This window comes from Nonomuraea sp. NPDC049784 (genome assembly GCF_040659615.1).
Taxonomy (GTDB): Bacteria; Actinomycetota; Actinomycetes; order Streptosporangiales; family Streptosporangiaceae; genus Nonomuraea.
Genome location: NZ_JBFAMX010000066.1, coordinates 16303 through 31791 on the forward strand (window position 1 = coordinate 16303; position 15489 = coordinate 31791).

General features: G+C 67.7%; 20 protein-coding genes. 11 read left to right on the forward strand and 9 right to left on the reverse strand.

What is annotated here, in order from left to right; translation table 11 throughout:
- Window positions 1-5: 5 nt before the first annotated feature.
- The 3 genes from AB0J09_RS16940 (at window position 6) to AB0J09_RS16950 (ending at window position 2181) form a co-directional block, all read left to right on the forward strand.
- Complete coding sequence (locus tag AB0J09_RS16940) at window positions 6-875, forward strand: SDR family oxidoreductase (protein ID WP_360691026.1); 870 nt, start codon at window positions 6-8, stop codon at window positions 873-875.
- On the forward strand, window positions 862-1254 hold the full coding sequence (locus tag AB0J09_RS16945) for a carboxymuconolactone decarboxylase family protein (RefSeq protein WP_360691029.1): 393 nt from the start codon (window positions 862-864) through the stop codon (window positions 1252-1254). Before AB0J09_RS16940 ends, AB0J09_RS16945 begins: the two co-directional genes overlap by 14 nt.
- A 273-nt stretch (window positions 1255-1527) precedes the next feature.
- Window positions 1528-2181: a TetR/AcrR family transcriptional regulator gene (locus AB0J09_RS16950; protein WP_360691032.1), complete on the forward strand. Its 654-nt coding sequence runs from the start codon at window positions 1528-1530 to the stop codon at window positions 2179-2181.
- A 580-nt stretch (window positions 2182-2761) separates the two neighbouring features.
- Here AB0J09_RS16950 and AB0J09_RS16955 read toward each other — a convergent pair.
- The 4 genes from AB0J09_RS16955 to AB0J09_RS16970 are packed head-to-tail and all read right to left on the reverse strand — an operon-like array spanning window position 2762 to window position 6079.
- Window positions 2762-3931, reverse strand: coding sequence for an aminotransferase class V-fold PLP-dependent enzyme (locus AB0J09_RS16955; protein ID WP_360691035.1), 1170 nt, complete (start codon window positions 3929-3931; stop codon window positions 2762-2764).
- Window positions 3928-4668, reverse strand: coding sequence for an amino acid ABC transporter ATP-binding protein (locus AB0J09_RS16960; protein WP_360691038.1), 741 nt, complete (start codon window positions 4666-4668; stop codon window positions 3928-3930). Before AB0J09_RS16960 ends, AB0J09_RS16955 begins: the two co-directional genes overlap by 4 nt.
- On the reverse strand, window positions 4665-5312 hold the full coding sequence (locus AB0J09_RS16965) for an amino acid ABC transporter permease (RefSeq protein ID WP_360691041.1): 648 nt from the start codon (window positions 5310-5312) through the stop codon (window positions 4665-4667). Before AB0J09_RS16965 ends, AB0J09_RS16960 begins: the two co-directional genes overlap by 4 nt.
- Entirely contained in the window at window positions 5312-6079 is a 768-nt protein-coding gene (locus AB0J09_RS16970; protein ID WP_360691044.1) for a transporter substrate-binding domain-containing protein, read from the reverse strand. The genes AB0J09_RS16965 and AB0J09_RS16970 overlap by 1 nt, the downstream gene beginning before the upstream one ends.
- A 415-nt stretch (window positions 6080-6494) precedes the next feature.
- On the opposite strand from AB0J09_RS16970, the gene AB0J09_RS16975 reads away from it, so the two are divergent.
- Window positions 6495-6854 (forward strand): BlaI/MecI/CopY family transcriptional regulator, encoded by a 360-nt coding sequence (locus tag AB0J09_RS16975; RefSeq protein ID WP_360691086.1) that lies wholly within the window; start codon window positions 6495-6497, stop codon window positions 6852-6854.
- Between the two features lie 162 nt (window positions 6855-7016).
- Window positions 7017-7190 (forward strand): hypothetical protein, encoded by a 174-nt coding sequence (locus AB0J09_RS16980; protein WP_360691047.1) that lies wholly within the window; start codon window positions 7017-7019, stop codon window positions 7188-7190.
- A gap of 259 nt (window positions 7191-7449) precedes the next feature.
- Here the strand turns inward: AB0J09_RS16980 and AB0J09_RS16985 are convergent, their stop codons facing one another.
- On the reverse strand, window positions 7450-7722 hold the full coding sequence (locus AB0J09_RS16985; protein ID WP_360691050.1) for a DUF305 domain-containing protein: 273 nt from the start codon (window positions 7720-7722) through the stop codon (window positions 7450-7452).
- A 73-nt stretch (window positions 7723-7795) separates the two neighbouring features.
- The gene (locus AB0J09_RS16990; protein ID WP_360691053.1) at window positions 7796-8056 is read right to left on the reverse strand and encodes a hypothetical protein; all 261 of its coding nucleotides are present in this window, start codon (window positions 8054-8056) and stop codon (window positions 7796-7798) included.
- 326 nt (window positions 8057-8382) lie between these two features.
- Here AB0J09_RS16990 and AB0J09_RS16995 point away from each other — a divergent pair, with 326 nt between their 5' ends.
- A complete protein-coding gene (locus AB0J09_RS16995) occupies window positions 8383-8778 on the forward strand; it encodes a BlaI/MecI/CopY family transcriptional regulator (RefSeq protein ID WP_360691056.1) in 396 nt (131 codons plus the stop codon).
- Complete coding sequence (locus AB0J09_RS17000; protein WP_360691059.1) at window positions 8775-9722, forward strand: M56 family metallopeptidase; 948 nt, start codon at window positions 8775-8777, stop codon at window positions 9720-9722. Before AB0J09_RS16995 ends, AB0J09_RS17000 begins: the two co-directional genes overlap by 4 nt.
- Window positions 9723-10400: 678 nt before the next feature.
- Here the strand turns inward: AB0J09_RS17000 and AB0J09_RS17005 are convergent.
- From AB0J09_RS17005 to AB0J09_RS17015, 3 genes are read right to left on the reverse strand one after another with little or no spacing between them, the layout of a single operon-like run.
- On the reverse strand, window positions 10401-11045 hold the full coding sequence (locus AB0J09_RS17005; protein WP_360691062.1) for a DedA family protein: 645 nt from the start codon (window positions 11043-11045) through the stop codon (window positions 10401-10403).
- 2 nt (window positions 11046-11047) lie between these two features.
- Window positions 11048-12022: a M56 family metallopeptidase gene (locus AB0J09_RS17010; protein WP_360691065.1), complete on the reverse strand. Its 975-nt coding sequence runs from the start codon at window positions 12020-12022 to the stop codon at window positions 11048-11050.
- Between the two features lies 1 nt (window position 12023).
- Window positions 12024-12398, reverse strand: coding sequence for a BlaI/MecI/CopY family transcriptional regulator (locus AB0J09_RS17015; RefSeq protein ID WP_360691068.1), 375 nt, complete (start codon window positions 12396-12398; stop codon window positions 12024-12026).
- A gap of 75 nt (window positions 12399-12473) precedes the next feature.
- Between AB0J09_RS17015 and AB0J09_RS17020 the strand changes: the two genes are divergently transcribed.
- From AB0J09_RS17020 to AB0J09_RS17035, 4 genes are all read left to right on the forward strand, one after another.
- Window positions 12474-12953: a hypothetical protein gene (locus AB0J09_RS17020; protein ID WP_360691071.1), complete on the forward strand. Its 480-nt coding sequence runs from the start codon at window positions 12474-12476 to the stop codon at window positions 12951-12953.
- Window positions 12950-14170 (forward strand): glycosyltransferase family 4 protein, encoded by a 1221-nt coding sequence (locus AB0J09_RS17025; RefSeq protein ID WP_360691074.1) that lies wholly within the window; start codon window positions 12950-12952, stop codon window positions 14168-14170. The genes AB0J09_RS17020 and AB0J09_RS17025 overlap by 4 nt, the downstream gene beginning before the upstream one ends.
- Window positions 14171-14235: 65 nt before the next feature.
- Entirely contained in the window at window positions 14236-14613 is a 378-nt protein-coding gene (locus AB0J09_RS17030; RefSeq protein WP_360691077.1) for a hypothetical protein, read from the forward strand.
- Window positions 14614-14806: 193 nt separating this feature from the next.
- A partial coding sequence (locus tag AB0J09_RS17035; RefSeq protein ID WP_360691080.1) for an undecaprenyl-diphosphate phosphatase occupies window positions 14807-15489 on the forward strand: 683 nt, incomplete at its 3' end.

Below are 15489 nucleotides of genomic sequence, written 5' to 3' on the forward strand. Positions count from 1 at the left end.
GCGACATGAGCGAACAACAGACCTTCGACGTCGGCGGACACACCGACGGACACGGCACCCGCCTGAAAGGCAAAGCGGCACTGGTCACCGGAGCCGGCAGCGCCGGTAACTTCCTGGGCACCGGAGCGGCCACAGCACTGCTGCTGGCCGCCCAGGGCGCCACCGTCGGCATCCTCGACATCGACGCCGGGCGGGCAGAACACACCCGCAAGCGCATCGAGGCCGACGGCGGCCAGGCCGTCGCCCTCACCGCGGACATCACCGACGAAGCCGCCGTCCACGCCACCGTGGACGAGTTCACCGAACGGGCCGGACGCCTGGACGCCGTCGTCAACAACGCCGGCATCAGCGGCGAGGGCGACATCAGCCGCACCAGCCGCGCGGGCTGGGACCAGGTCTTCGCTCTCAACGTCACGGCCGCCATGCAGGTGGCCCGCGCCGCCTACCCGCATCTCGTACGCAGCGGAGGCGGCTCGGTCGTCAACATCTCCTCCATCGCAGCGCTGCGCGGCTTCGGCAGCGGAGCGTACGGCGCGAGCAAGGGCGCACTGCAGGCGCTGACCACCGACCTGGCCTACACCTGGGGACCGGACCAGATCCGTGTCAACTGCCTCGTGCCCGGCCACCTGCACACCCCCATCGGAGACCACGGCGGACAAGAGGGCCGACGTCTACGCGGCGCGGCCAACCTGCTCGGAGCCGAAGGCACCGCCTGGGACCTGGCCTGGGCAGTCCTCTTCCTCACCTGCCCGGAGTCGCGCTGGATCACCGGCACCATGATCCCTGTCGACGCCGGCACCACCACCGCCACCGTACTGGGCATGCTGCCCCGCATCAGCGAGGCCCGACGGAAGGACTCCGATGAGCAGCAGTGAGCCCAACGACCGCCGGGCAACCGGCGAACAGATCGTGCGGGAAATGTTCGGCGAGGAGTTCCTCCAGAAGAACATGCTCGCAGCCGCCAACAGTGAGGGCCCCGGTGCTGACATAGCCCGCCTCGCGCTGGAGCAATGTTTTGGCGACGTCTGGTCCCGGCCCGGCCTGGACCGCCGCAGCCGCAGCCTCGTCACCCTCGGCGTACTCATGGCGCAGGGGCACCACTGGGAGGTGCGCAACCACGTCCTGGGTGGCCTGGCCAACGGCCTGACCCCGTCAGAGATCCTGGAGGCAGTCCTGCAGGCCGTTCCCTACATCGGCCTGCCCGCCGCCGGTCAGGCCATGGGCGCCGCAGCCCGCGCGATCGACGAGGCCTAGTACTACAGGGCCAGAACAGCCGGTCCGTGCCGAAACCGCTGGCTGGGCGTTCGCCGAAAGGTCGTCGTCGGCGCCGGAACCGCAGGCTGATGCCGGAAGTGGCTCTGTAGTACTAGGCCCGCCCAAGAACCCTCGCACGCACTGCGCTGACGGCCGGGTGAGCCCGGCCGTCAGCACCCTGATCTGTCGGACCCACCACGACCGCCGCGACCGGCGGGTTCCCGCGCCAAGCCCAGAAACCCACCAGCCAGCGGTTGCCGCAGAATAAGACACATGAACAAGGATTCCGTCATCGCCACCGAAAGCGCACGCAGGCGCAACCCCCGCGGCCATGGGGACCGGCTCCGGGCGGACATCCTGGCCGCCGTCGCACGGCTGCTCGACCAGAAGCTCACCGAGACCGCACTCCCGGTTTCACTCCGCGAGGTTGCCCGCGAGGTCGGCATCGCCGCCCAGAGCATGTACCTGCACTTCGCAGACAAGGAGCAGCTCGCCCGCGCAGTCGCCGAAGACGGATACCAACGTGTCGTCATGGCCATGCGGGACGCCGACGACAAGGCCGCGGCCCAGGGAGCCGACGCCAGCGAGCGCCTACGCGCCCAAGCGAACGCCTTCTGCGCCTTCGCCGCCGCCGAACACGGTGTCATACGCTTGATGTTCGGCCACGACGCCTCGAGTTTCGGCGAGCCGGGGCAGGTGCACCCTGCCCGCCTCCTGTGGCAGCAGTGGGTGGAGGCCATCCGTGCGTGCGAGAACGAGGGACTGCGCTGGCCCGACAGCGCCGAATCCGTTGCCCGGTTCCTGTGGTCCGCGCTGTTCGGACATTTCGCGCTGTGGTCCTCAACCTTTGGTCGCCACGACGAGGACGAACTCACCACCTTCGTCGACGGCATTGTCGACGTGATCCTGCGCGACGGGAAAAGGTGACCGATGAGCTGAGCAGTGAGTGTTTCCATTCTGATTTAGCAGGTCATGGGGCTGGTGTGAGCCAGTGGCGGGTTGCTCGTGCTGGCCCGGGCATGATCGCGGGTGGGGGATCGCCTGTCACCGCCGTACCTCGCTGTTGGCCAGGACGAGCAGGGCACGCAGGAGGGTGGTTGCATCTGTGCGCTGATCGCGTTCGTCTCTCCGGACATCTGTGCGGCCGAGGCCGGTGAGGCCGCAACCAATTCGAGGGTGACTGCGGTGAGAAGCGCTGGACCAGCCAGCATCAAGAATTTGTTGATGCGCATCCTGGTCTCCTTCCAGTCGCCCCCAGACTGGCCAGGGCCTCGTCACCACGTCGTGATGGCGGGGTGACACAAACGTCACGGTGATGTACTGCCCGCTCTCCAGTTCGGCGCGCACGGTCAACCTCGTCGCGATGGTGGCCGCAACGATGCTTTTGTCTTCGGGGGACGAGCCCTGGAGCCAGGTAAAGCCGCGCCTTGCAGACCATCAGAACGCACTTGCCTGTGTGTTACCAGCAAACGGTCGCAGACTACGCACGTCCTTCTGTGGATAGTGCTCACCCTTGGTGCAAGACTGCATAGAGCTGGGCGATTTCCTCCTCCGTGTTGTAGTAGTGAACGGAGGCGCGTACCAGCTCTCCCAACCCACGATCCGTCATGTCGAGCCGCGTCGACGGCGCGCGGGAGACGCTGACGTTGATCGACTGAGCGGCCAGCCGCGCCTTGACCTCGTCGGCGGGCGTGCCGTCCAGGGTGAACGTGACGATTCCGCATCGCTCGGCTCCCTGGTCGTGCACCTGACAGCCGGGCAGTTCCGTCAGCTGCTCCCGCAGGTGGTCCGCCAGCGCGTAGACCCGGTCCCGAATGTTCTCCAGCCCCCATACGAGTGCCTCGTCGATGGCCGCGCCGAGGCCGAGGCGGGCGGCGACGCCGTACTCCCAGTTCTCGAAGCGGCGCGCGCCCGGCTGTACCTCGTAGCGTGAAGGCGCCACCCAGCGGGCTCCGTGCAGGTCGAGGAAGGGTGGGTCGAGCCGATCGAGCGCGGCTTGCTGTACGTAGAGCAGGCCCGTGCCGCGGGGGGCGCGCAGGTACTTACGGCCGGTGGTGGAGAGCAGGTCACAGCCGATCTGCTCGACGTCGATCGGCAACTGGCCGACTGACTGGCAGGCGTCCAGTAGGAACAGCGCGCCGACCTCCGCCGCCACCTTGCCCACCTCTGCCGCCGGGTTGACCAGGCCGCCGTTGGTCGGGATGTGCGTGAGCGATATAAGCCGTACACGCTCATCGGCCATCTGGCGCAGCGCGTCGACGGAGATCTGGCCGAGCCCGTCGTTGGGCACCACGTCCACCTGCACCCCGAAGCGCTCGGCGACCTGCAGATAGGCGATGAAGTTGCTGGCGTACTCAGCCTTGCTGGTCAGGATGCGGTCGCCGGCCCGCCACGGCACCGCGTAGAAGGCCAGATCCCACGCGCGGGTCGCGCTGTCGACGAGCGCGATCTCATCCGGCGCGCAGTTCAGCAGGCGAGCCGCCGAGGCATAGACCTCGGCGAGCCGAGCGGCGCTCTTCGCCGCCGCCTCATATCCGCCTATGTCCGCTTCCAGCCGCAAGTGGTCGATGACGGTGGACAGCACACCACTCGAGGGCAACGCCGATCCCGCGTTGTTGAAATGAGCGACATTTCCGACGCCGGGTGTCAGGGCCCGGGCAGCAACGACATCGATCATGAGGCCACCAGCCGCAGGAACGCCCGGACCCGGGGATGATCCGGAGCAGTGAAGAACCGCGCCGGCGGCCCCTGCTCGATCACCGTTCCCCCGTCCATGAACACGACCCGGTCGGCCACCTCCCGCGCGAACGCGGTCTCGTGCGTCACCACCACCATCGTCATCCCCTCCCGCGCGAGCTCGCGCATCACCTGGAGCACCTCCGCGTGCAACTCGGGGTCGAGCGCCGAGGTCGGCTCGTCGAACAGGATCACCTCAGGCTCCATGGCCAGCGCCCGGGCGATCGCGACCCGCTGCTTCTGCCCGCCCGACAACTTCGCCGGGTAGCAATCACCCTTGTCCGCCAGCCCCACCCGGGCCAGCAGTTCCCGCCCTCGCGCCGCCGCCTGAGCACGCGGGACTCGCCGTACGGAAAGCGGGCCCTCCATGACGTTCTGCAGGGCCGTCAGATGCGGGAACAGGTTGAACTGCTGGAAGACCATGGCGGTACGGCGACGCAACTCCCGGACCTGCCCGGCCGGGTGGCGCACGCCGCAGGCCAGCTCGGTGCCGCAGACGCTCACCTTGCCGGCCTCCGGCTCCTCGAGCAGGTTCAGGCAGCGGATCAGCGTGGTCTTGCCCGAGCCGGACGGCCCCATGACCACGACCACCTCGCCCCGCGCCACGTCGAGGTCGATGCCCTTGAGCACCTCCAGGTCCCCGAAGCGCTTACGCAACCCGCGAACGCTGACGATCATGCGTACGCCCTCCTCATCCGCCGCTCCAGCGCCTGCTGGCCGATCTGCAGCAGCGTGTTGACCAGCCAGTACAGGAGTCCGACCAGTAACAGTGCCTCCATGTAGCGGAAGGTCGAGGTGCCTATGCCCTCGGCCACCCGGGTCAACTCAACGACGGTGACCGCCGAGGCGAGCGAGGTGTCCTTCATGAGCGCGACGAACCTGCTGCCCACCGCTGGGGTGGCGATCCTGATCGCCTGCGGGAAGATGATCCTGCGCAGCGTCTTCCAGTACGGCATGGCCATCGAGGCCGCCGCCTCCCACTGGCCGCGGTCCACGCCCAGCACCCCGGCGCGGAAGTTCTCGCTCAAGTAGGCGGCGCTGAACAGGGTGAAGGCGATGATCGCCGAGGGAATGGGCGGGATCTCCAACCCAAGCTGCGGCAGCCCAAAGTAGACGATCATGATCTGGATGAGCAGCGGAGTACCCCGGAACACCGACACATAGGCCGCGGCCAGCACCCGCAGCACACGACTGGACGAGATGCGGGCGAGCGTCACCAGGCCGCCCACCACGCTGCCGAGGACGAACGAGACCACGCCCAGCACGATCGTGACACCGAGACCGGTGAGCAGGTCTGGCAGGAAGTCGATCAGGAGGTCCATCAGACCCCCTTGAGCTGCTCGGCCATGTCGAGGCCGCCGAGCCACTTCTTCGAGATCGCGGTCAGCGTCCCCTCGGAGATCATGTCGCCCAGGGCCTTGTCCACGGCCTGCTTGAAGGTCGTCGAACCCTTGGCGAAGGAGATGCCGTTGACCTCCGACTCCAGCAGCGGACCCGCCGGCTTCACTGTGAGGCCATTCTTCTGGGCCAGGAAGGCGCCCTGGAAACGGGATACCAGCGCGGCATCCGCCCGGCTCCTGGCCACCTCGGTCAGGCCCAACGTGGCGTTGTCGTAGGTCTTGATGTCGGCGCCCGGGATCGACTTCTTGGCGAACGCGGCCTGGGTCGTGCCCGCGGTGACCGCCACCTTCTTGCCGTTCAGGTCGGCCAGACCGCTGATGTCCGACCCGGCTGCAACGAAGATCGAAATGCCGTTCACCTCGTAGGGCCGTGAGAAGTCGACCTGCTTCTTACGCTCTTCGGTGATGGTCTGGCCCGAGATCACCGCATCGAACCTGCCCGCCTGAACCCCGGCGATGAAACTCTGGAAGTTCGAGGGAACAAACTCGACCCTGGCGATCCCAAGCCGCTTGGCGAGCTCGTTGGCCACGTCCACGTCATAGCCTGCGGGCTTGCCGTTCTCCAGGAAGTTCCACGGCGGATTGGCCTGGGTCTGCGCCACCCGGATGACTCCCGCGGCCTTGACCCGTTCGAGGAGATCGCCCTTGGCCTGACCGGCTCCGCATCCGGCGACAGCGACGACTAACACGATGAGTAGTGAGGATCGGACCATGGCGTTGACCCTTCATACCTCTAGGGGGTACCACCGTCCGATCTACCGTCTCCCTGAAAGGCCCAATTCGTCAAGTACCCCCAAGGGGTAACTTTCGGACAAACCGTAGTGTGCTATTCGTGCCGCACCTGGAAGGAATCGACCGAGCCCGCCGCGGATATCGGGGATACTACGAGCAACCGTAGTTCATCCACCCTCGCAGCTGGATTACCCGCTTCCAGGCTCGGATAGGCGCACCCGATGTCAGGCCCCTCACGGCAGCGCTGGACCTGGCGTGGAGGTCGGCCGATCCGACGAGTCGAGAACGGCCAAGCACCTTGTCATGACTGCCGGCTACATCGAGCTGATCTACTATTATCAGTAGCAGAAAGGGCGATGAGGGGACTGGGTGATGCGTGATCTCGGCGAGTTGGAGTCTGCGATCATGAAGCACATCTGGTCCAGTGAAGGGCCCGTGTCGGTCCGCGATGTGCTCCAGTGGGTGCGGCGCGATAAACCTCTCGCGTACACCACGGTCATGACCGTCATGGACAAACTTCACAAGAAAGGACTCCTGCGGCGCTCCCAACACCACCGGGCCTACCTGTACGAACCCGTGGTCAGCCATGAGCTCTACAGTGCCCAGCTCATGCAGGAGGCGCTGGCGCAAGGAGGGAACCAGGCGGTGACACTCGTCCACTTCATCGAGCGGCTCAGCCCCGAGGAACATGCCTCGCTCGACGCCGCCCTGCATAAGACGGCGTGGCAGTGACCGCCACCATCGTCCTGATCGCGTACACCGCTCTGACCGTTTTCTGGCTGCCCGGCTTCATGACCCGTAGCAGGAGACTGCGGGTGGCGCCACGACTGTTGATCGCGATCTGGCTGACCGGATGCGGGTCGGCGATCGCCACCGCGACGCTGGCGGGTTCCCGTGCAACACGCCGAGACCGACGCGCTGTTGATCGGCATGGGCGAGCGCTACGACGTGCTGGTCACCCTCAAAGACGGCGTCTTCCCGCTCGTCGCGCTGGCCGAAGGCAAGGGTGCTCTGGCCTGTGGCCTGATCCGTACCAGCGTCGGCGCCCAAGGCGGACTTGCGCCCTAGCGAGTTGGACGGCGACGTCGTCCGCTACGCCAAGCTCCGCCCCGCCGACGAGGCACGGCTGGCACCAAAGAATCCGGACCGCACCATCAGGCTGGAACTCACCGGCAGCATGATGGCCTACGACTGGGCGATCAACGGCAAGAAATACGACCCCAAGACGATTTCCACGTTGCGGTCAGGCGAACGCGTCAGACTGCGCCTGGGTCGGCACACGGCGAAGCCGGGCGTCCGGTACGAACGCCCGGCGGAGAGGCGGCTGTCAGAGCCGATCGAGGATCTTCTGCATCTGCTCGACCTCGGCCTGCTGCGCCGTTTCAATGGTCTTGGCCAGTTCCTTGGCTTCGGGGTTTGCGCCCTGTGCCTGCTCGGTCTTGGCCCTTTCGATGGCGCGGTTGTGGTGGGACACCATCATCTGGACGAACATCTTGTCGAACGCAGCGCCCTTGGATCCCTTCAGCTGGGTGCGCACGCTCCCTCGTCCGTCATCGACCCTGGACCAGGGAGTCACCCAGGGCAGCTGCCCGCGGCCCATACAACGGAGGCGATGAACGCGGCGATCGAGGCGACCAGCACGGTCAGCGGCAGCCAGCGCCCACGAAATCTAGTCACCGGGGCCTCGGGCTGTGGGCGGCGAGGCGTTCGCGGGCCTCGGTATAGGTGTCGGTGTCGATCTCACCAGAGGCGTAGCGGCGATCAAGGACCTCCTCCGGGCTCTCCCGGTGCTCGCGACCGCCCCCGCCGTAGCGACCGCCGGATGCGACTTGCGTCAGGCGGATCACCGCCCACACGACGAGACCGATCACCACGATCCACAGCAACGGCATGAAGACCATCCAGACCCAGCCGCCACCATCCCCATACATCACCGTGCTCACCTTCTCAAGGAGGCTTCCTCTTCTTCACTGTCATCTCGGCCAGGAACAGGCGGTAGGGCCATTCGACCCTGATTCACCGGGGCGTCCGGACCCACGCCCCGATCTTGGTCACGCATGGATGGTCAACGTCCGGTTTGACAAGATGTGACAGAATCCCTTACCGGGCAGGGGTTTTGAGCGCGATTTTTTACCTTTCCGGTGCAGCGACCATGACCGCTAACCACTACGGCCGTCCGTACATGCCGGTCTCCTGGGCCGTTCAGTCCGACCCGCAAAGTGGCCCAGCCCGGGGAAGTCGACCAATCATGATCACTACGATGGCCGGTAGCATCAACGGCATGATGCGCGGTCTAGGGGAGCTCGAGTCCACCATCATGGAGGTGATGTGGGCCCGGCGGCGGCCTGCCTCCGTTCGTGAAGTGCTGGAGGAACTGCAACAGCAGCGCACCATCGCCTACACGACCGTGATGACCGTGATGGACAAGTTGCACGCCAAGGGTTTGCTCAAGCGCAAGCCCGTCGGCCGTGCCTATATTTACGAGCCCATCTCCTCGAAAGAGGCTTACACAGCCGATCTGATGCGGGCCGTGCTGGCAGGCAGCGGCAACCAGGCCGCCACATTGGTGCACTTCCTCGAACGGCTCACCCCGGAGGAGGCGACCGCGCTCCAGGCTGCCCTGCAGGTGTTCCCTTACAAAGGCAGGCCAGCGTGATCGCGGCCGTCGTCCTGGCGCTCTATACGGTGGCCGCCGCGATCTGGTTGCCGAGACTCATGCGAGTAGCGAGCTGGGCGGATCGGGCGCCCCGGCTGGCGATCGCGATGTGGCAGGCGGCAGGCGTCTCCGTGGTGGGCTCCGCCGTGCTGGCCGCGTTCGCCCTCGCCGTGCCCGCCGATGTCGTGGGCCACGGCCTGGCCGGGCTGTTCGAAGCGTGTGCCGCCATGCTCTCCGACGGTGCCGGCTTGACGGCGGCCGGTGCCGGCGTGCTCCTGGTTGCGGGCGCCACAGTGGTCCGTGTGCTCTCGTGCGGCGCCGTCGTCCTGGCCAGGACCGGTATGGAACGGCGCGAGCACGCGGAACTGCTCGGCCTGCTCGGCCGGCGCGACGGCGACCTGGATGCGGTGGTGCTCGACTATGACGAGCGGCTGGCCTACTGCCTGCCGGGCAGGCACGCCCAAACCGTGATCACCACTGGCGCACTCCGCAGCCTCTCGCCCGAGCAGGTCGCCGCCGTGCTCGCGCACGAGCGCGCCCATCTGCACGGTAGGCATCACCTCGTGCTCGCCGCGGCGCACACCCTTGCGAGGGCCTTCCCGAAGGTGCCCGTGTTCGAAGAGGCCAAGGTGGAGATCGCCCGGTTGATCGAGTTGCTGGCCGACGACGTGGCGGCACGTCGCCATCCACGCGTGCAGATCGCCGCCGCATTGGTCGGCCTCGCCACCGGCCGGACGCCCGCCTTCGCTCTCGGCGCCGGCGGCGAGACCGCGCTCGTCCGTGTACGTCGCATGCTCCATCCCGCATCCCCGCTCAAGCGGGTAGAACGCCTGGCCGGGGTGCTGAGCGTGGGACTGCTGCTGAGCGGACCGACAGCGGTGGCCCTGGTGCCCGGTGTCAGCTCTTTCCTGGCCCACCACTGTCATTCGCTCCTCACGCTCTGAACCGCCTTGGCACTTTAGGATCTCGGCATCCGTTGGCCGTTCTCGGAAAGCTGTAACCGCCCGGCGGGCTGTACGTGATGCTGGACGCCGAGCCGTTCCGCACCTCGTTCCTGCCCGGCGGGAGCGCCAGCTGACCAGCGAGCCCTGCCCGGGAGACGGAATACGGAGGTGATGGCGGGCAGCGCCTGGCATGTCTGGCTACGGAACCGGCGGGTGGTCAGGCGGCGACCGGCAGGTCGGCCAGAAGCCATTCGAGCATGCCGTCGGCCAAGCGGACGGCGCACCGGCCACCGCCATCAGCAAGCGCACCGCTTCGTGGGCCAGCACGCAGTAGGCGCCCCACCGTAGGCCACAATCATGGCGTCGTCCGGGATGTGCCCGGCGGCGTACTCTGGCTCGGGCCGCACGTCGACCAGCGTCACGGGTGACCCCCAGCCGCAACTTCGACACCAGTTACCACCGCTGGTGCCCCAGTACGGCCAGGAGGGCAAAGGCCGTGCAGCGCGTAGAGTGGACCGTTCCTGTCGATGCCTGCACTATTCCTCGATGCGGAGGCTCAGCTCCTGTCCTGGTGTTGCCTCGCGCCATATAGGGGGCAGACCAAGTGGGGCTAATAGGACTGGTCAGAGGCCAGCCGACTGTCCGGCGGCGCCGCTGATCGCCGTGGGCGGGTTGCCGTCAGGACTGCCGAGGGTCGTGGCGGGCATGTCGTCGTCGGCGGATGATGTGGAAACCCGCGTAAGCGCCGGCGAGTAGGGCGAGTGCCGCGATGGCGTACCACTGGTAGTGGCGCAGGTCGTTTTCGATGGCGGCCAGGTGGTGGCCGGCGTAGTTGCCGAGGGTTGCCCATACGGCGACCCAGAGGGCGGCGCCAAGGGCGTTGTAGGTAAGGAAGCGACGCCAGGGCATGCCGGTGGTGCCGGCGATGATGCCGTTGAGCTGACGCAGCCCCTCAATGAACCGGGCCACAATGATGATCTCCGGGCCGTGCCGGGTGACGAACTGTTCGGCTCGTGCGAAGCGGGCGGGGGGCAGGAGTAGGTAGCGGCCGTAGCGGGTGACCAGGCGGCGGCCGCCGGAACGGCCGATGGCATAGCCGATGTTGTCGCCGGCCACGGCGGCCAAGAACGCCACGGCGGCGACGGCCATGATGTTGAGGTGGCCATGGCCGGCGTAGGCCGCGCCGGCGATGAGGACGGTTTCGCCGGGCACTGGGACGCCGAAGTTCTCCAGCAGCACCAGCATCGCGATGGTGAGGTAGCCGGATCCGCCGCGCAGCCCCCATAGCGCGGCAAGGGCGGGCAGGACGACAGACAGCGGCACGATCATGAGGTGCCGCTGTCGGTCTGCGGATGAGGGACGGCCGTCACCGCGGCAGCCGCCGATGGGTAGGCCTTTTCGAACAGTGACTCCGTGTCGGCGCGCGCTTCGTTGGCCGCGGCCAGGCAGGCGGCCATGGTCACGATGAGCACCGCTGAGATGAGGGGACGGCGCCGTGGTGGGGCGGCGAGCAGGTGAGTGACCCGCTTCGGGACATCGCCGTGGCCGAACCCGAGGGTGGAAGCGGCCGAGTGCGATGACTTAGTGGTGGCCAGGGCGGCACGTGTGATGGCTCGGGCGGTGGTCCTGCGGTCCCCAGCGTCGGCGGCGGCTCGTTCGTCGGCCCAGCGTTCGGTGGTGTAATCCACCGCCGCCGGCAGCGCCCGAAGCAGCGGGTTCAGCGCGGCGGTCACGGCGGCCACGGTCCGGTAGAGGTGGTGGCGGTCGCGCAGGTGGGCCCGCTCATGAGCGATCAGGACGCGCCGTTCGGCGACGCTCAGGGTGCGCAGCATCGCCGTGGTGACGACGATGCGGCCGCCTCCCGTCCGGCGGCCGGGGACGGCGTATGCCTGGGGCACGGGGTCGTCGACGACCACCAGGCCGTCCGGCCCGCCGGTCATCTCCCGGCAGGCCCGGGCGGCGCGGCGCAATGCCAGACCGTGCCGTGTGGCGGCCTTCAGGGTGAAGGCGCCGACGACGGCGAGGATCAGCAGCGCGAGTGTGGCGATCGGCGTCGGCACCGGGTCGTCGGCCTGGAGCAGGCGGACCGACCAGTCGCCCACGTCGGCCACCATCGGGATCTGGCCGACGTACGTCCAGGCCAGGCAGATCAGTGCGAAAGCGGAGCTGCCCGCGCCCACCACGCCCGCGGCCACCAGCAGCCGGGTGGCGGCGGCAGGCGCGAGCCGCCGCCCGAAATGGGGAATGGCCGGTCCGAGCAGCAGCGAGATGACGAATGGCATGTAGACGATGATCCGCATGTCAGTCGTCTCCTTCCCGAAGTAGCTGCTGCAGAATCTGTTCGTCGTCGGTGCTGAGCCGTGACACGAACTGTGCCAGCACCGCCGCCCGGTCGCTCCTGCGGGCCAGCAGATCCTCCATCGCCTGGGCAGTGTGGGCCGCCTCGTCCACCGCGGGAGCGTAGACGAACCCCCGGCCCACGCGCTGGCGGGTGGCCAGGCCCTTGCGGTGCAACCTGGCCAGCGTCGTCATGACCGTGGTGTACGCCAGCGAGCCGAGCTCGGCCTGCACCTCCGCCGGGCTCAACGGCGACCGCGCGGCCCACAGGGCTGCCAGTACCTCCTCCTCCAGCATCCCCGCGGGCCGCCTGTCCATGCGCCCCTCATCGCTGGTCATGTAACCATCCTCTCTCACATGTCCTACTATCGGAATAGTAGTTACTATTTGGATAGTAGATCGAGGGTACCGCGCATGAGCCAAACACAGCAGACCGCGATGGATCCCGGACACGCCGAGGTCGAGCAGGTGTGGCCGAGAGACGGCCATGTCCTGGTGATCGGCCACCTCGTGGGCGCCGGCCGTACCACCACCGTCGGTGCGCGAAGAGCCATATTGACCCTCACCAACCGCGACCGACCCGGCGCCGTGCTGCGCTGCCCCGCCACACTCGACGGCGAGCGGTTCGAGGCATCGGTCGATGTCGACCTGATCGCAGCGGCATACGCGGCGGCGCCGACCGCCGACCGCCAGATCTGGGACCTGCACCTGACGGTGCCCGGCGTCCCGGAGCCGCTGCGGGTGGGCCGTCACCTGGACGACATCGTCAACAAGAAGAAGGTCATGACCTTCCCGGCCCAGAACGGCGACGCCGACACCGGTGCGATCAGCGTCAAGCCGTACTACACCGACTACCAGAACCTCTCGCTGATCTGCCGGACCGTATCGGCATGAAGATCCGCTACCTGCTCACCAACGCCTACAGCGTCGGCGGCACCATCCGCACCGTGTTCAACCAGGCAGGCGCCCTGGCCGCCGACCACGACGTCGAACTGATCAGCGTCTTCCGCACCCGCGACGACCTCAAGTTCCACCTCGACCCCCGGGTACGACTGCGGGCCCTGATCGACCTGCGCGGCCCCCGATGGCGGCACCCCGTCAACGCCTGGCTGCGCCACCAGCCCAGCAGGCTGATCCCGCGATCGGAGGTCCGCTACGCCACCTTCAGCCGCCTCAGCGACCGCAAGCTCGTCCGGTTTCTGACGTCTCTGGACGACGGCGTGCTGGTCACCACCCGCCCCGCTCTGAACCTGCTGGCCGCCCGCTTCGCCCCGCCCAGCGTGGTACGCGTGGCGCAGGAGCACATGCACCTGCGCTCCCACAAGAAAGCCCTGGCCCGCCAGATCAGCCGCTGGTACCCCCGCCTGGACGCCGTGGTCACCCTCACCGAGGCCGACGCGGCCGAGTACGCCGCCGCGCTCAACGGCTCCGCCACCCGCCTGGCGATCATCCCGAACGCGCTGACCCCCACCGAACGCGCCCCCGCCGCAGTGGACGGCAACATCATCGTCGCAGCCGGCCGGCTCACCCGGCAGAAAGGCTTCGACCTGCTGATCGAGGCGTTCGCCACCGTCGCCGCCGCTCACCCCGACTGGCAGCTGCGCATCTACGGAGACGGCAACCAGCGCGCCGACCTCCAGAGCCTCATCCACCGCCTGCACCTGTACAACCACGTCTTCCTGATGGGCGGCACCACCACGCTGGAGCAGGAACTGGCCAAGGGCGCCATCTTCGCCCTCAGCTCCCGGGCCGAAGGCTTCGCCATGGTCCTCACCGAGGCCATGGCTCACGGCCTGTCCGTGGTCAGCTTCGACTGCCCCAACGGCCCCGCCGAGATCATCACCCCGGGCCAGGACGGCCTCCTCGTCCCGGCCGCCGACATCGGTGCCCTCGCCGCCGGGATCGAATCGCTCATCGCCGACCGTGCACTGCGCGAGTCGCTCGGAGCAGCGGCCCGGCAGTCCGTTGACCGCTACGACATGGACCACATCCGCCCGCAGTGGGAGGACCTGTTCACCGAACTTCTCGCCACCCGGACCGTTCCCTGTCCGCCTGGACGTGCCCTGGCCGCCAGGACAGTGCAGGGCGGGAAAGGATCCATGGGTGTCTGACGCGCTCAACCTCCTGGACGCCACCTCGCTGCTGGCGGCGTTCGGCACAGTCTGGGGTGTTCGTGGTGCTGTTCGCCGAGACCGGCTTGCTGGTCGGGTTCTTTCTCCCCGGAGATTCGCTGCTGTTCACCGCCGGACTGCCGTGCACCACCGGGGCCAGCGGTGGGCGGCTGTCGCTGCCCGGGGTCCTGGCCGCCGCCGTGGCCGGGGCGCTGCTCAACCGGACACGCAACCGGCACCTGCTGCGCCTCATCGGCGGCCTGGTGTGGACGGTGGGCTTGGTGCTGGCCGGATATGCCCTGGGGTCCAGCATCACCGGCGTCGACCGTTACCTGCTTCCCCTGGTCGGTGCGATCGTCGCTGTCTCCCTCCTGCCACTGGCTCTGGAGATCCTCCGCTCCCGCACCGCCACGAGCTCGGCCCAACGACAGGCGCATCGTTGAACGGCAGCGATGTCAGCTTCCCCAACGGTCTGGCCTGCCGTGGCAGCCCCACAAGGCCCGGTGGCGCGACCGATGGCGCCGCGCCTTGAACCAGACTCCCGGTAACCTGGCCGCCTCCTGGCGCGCCTTTCCGTCACGGCATCCGCCGTGCCTCCAACATGACACCTGATCACCTACTCCAGAGATGGATCCCATGAGCGCTATCACCATCGGCCAGGCCATCCTGCTCGGAATCGTGGAGGGGGTGACCGAGTTCCTCCCCGTCTCCTCCACCGGCCATCTCAAGATCGTCGAAGGGCTGATGGGCATCCCGGTCGACGACGCCTCCGTGGTCGGGTTCACCGCTGTGATCCAGGTCGGGGCGATCGCCGCGGTGCTGGTCTACTTCTTCGCCGACATCGTGCGGATCGTCTCCGCGTGGGGGCGTGGGCTGGCCAACCGTCAGGAGCGTTACCACCATGACTACAAGTTCGCCTGGTGGGTCGTCTACGCCACCATCCCGATCGTGATCGTGGGGCTTGCCGCCAAGCCGCTGATCGATGGCCCACTGGCCTCGCTGTGGGTTGTGGCAGGTTCGCTGATCGTCGGCAGCGGCGTGATGTGGGTGGCTGACCGGGTGGGCCGCCACAAGCGCGGCGAGGACGACACCTCCCTCAAGGACGCGATGCTGGTCGGCTGCTCGCAGATCCTCGCCCTGCTCTTCCCCGGCTTCTCCCGCTCGGGTGCGACGATGTCCACCGCGCTCATCCTGGACCTGAACCGGGTGGCGGCGACCCGCCTCTCCTTCTTCCTCGGCATTCCCGCGTTGACCGGCGCGGGCCTGTACGAACTCAAGGACGCCCTCGGCTCCGAGGTCGGCGGGATCGGTCCCGTGCC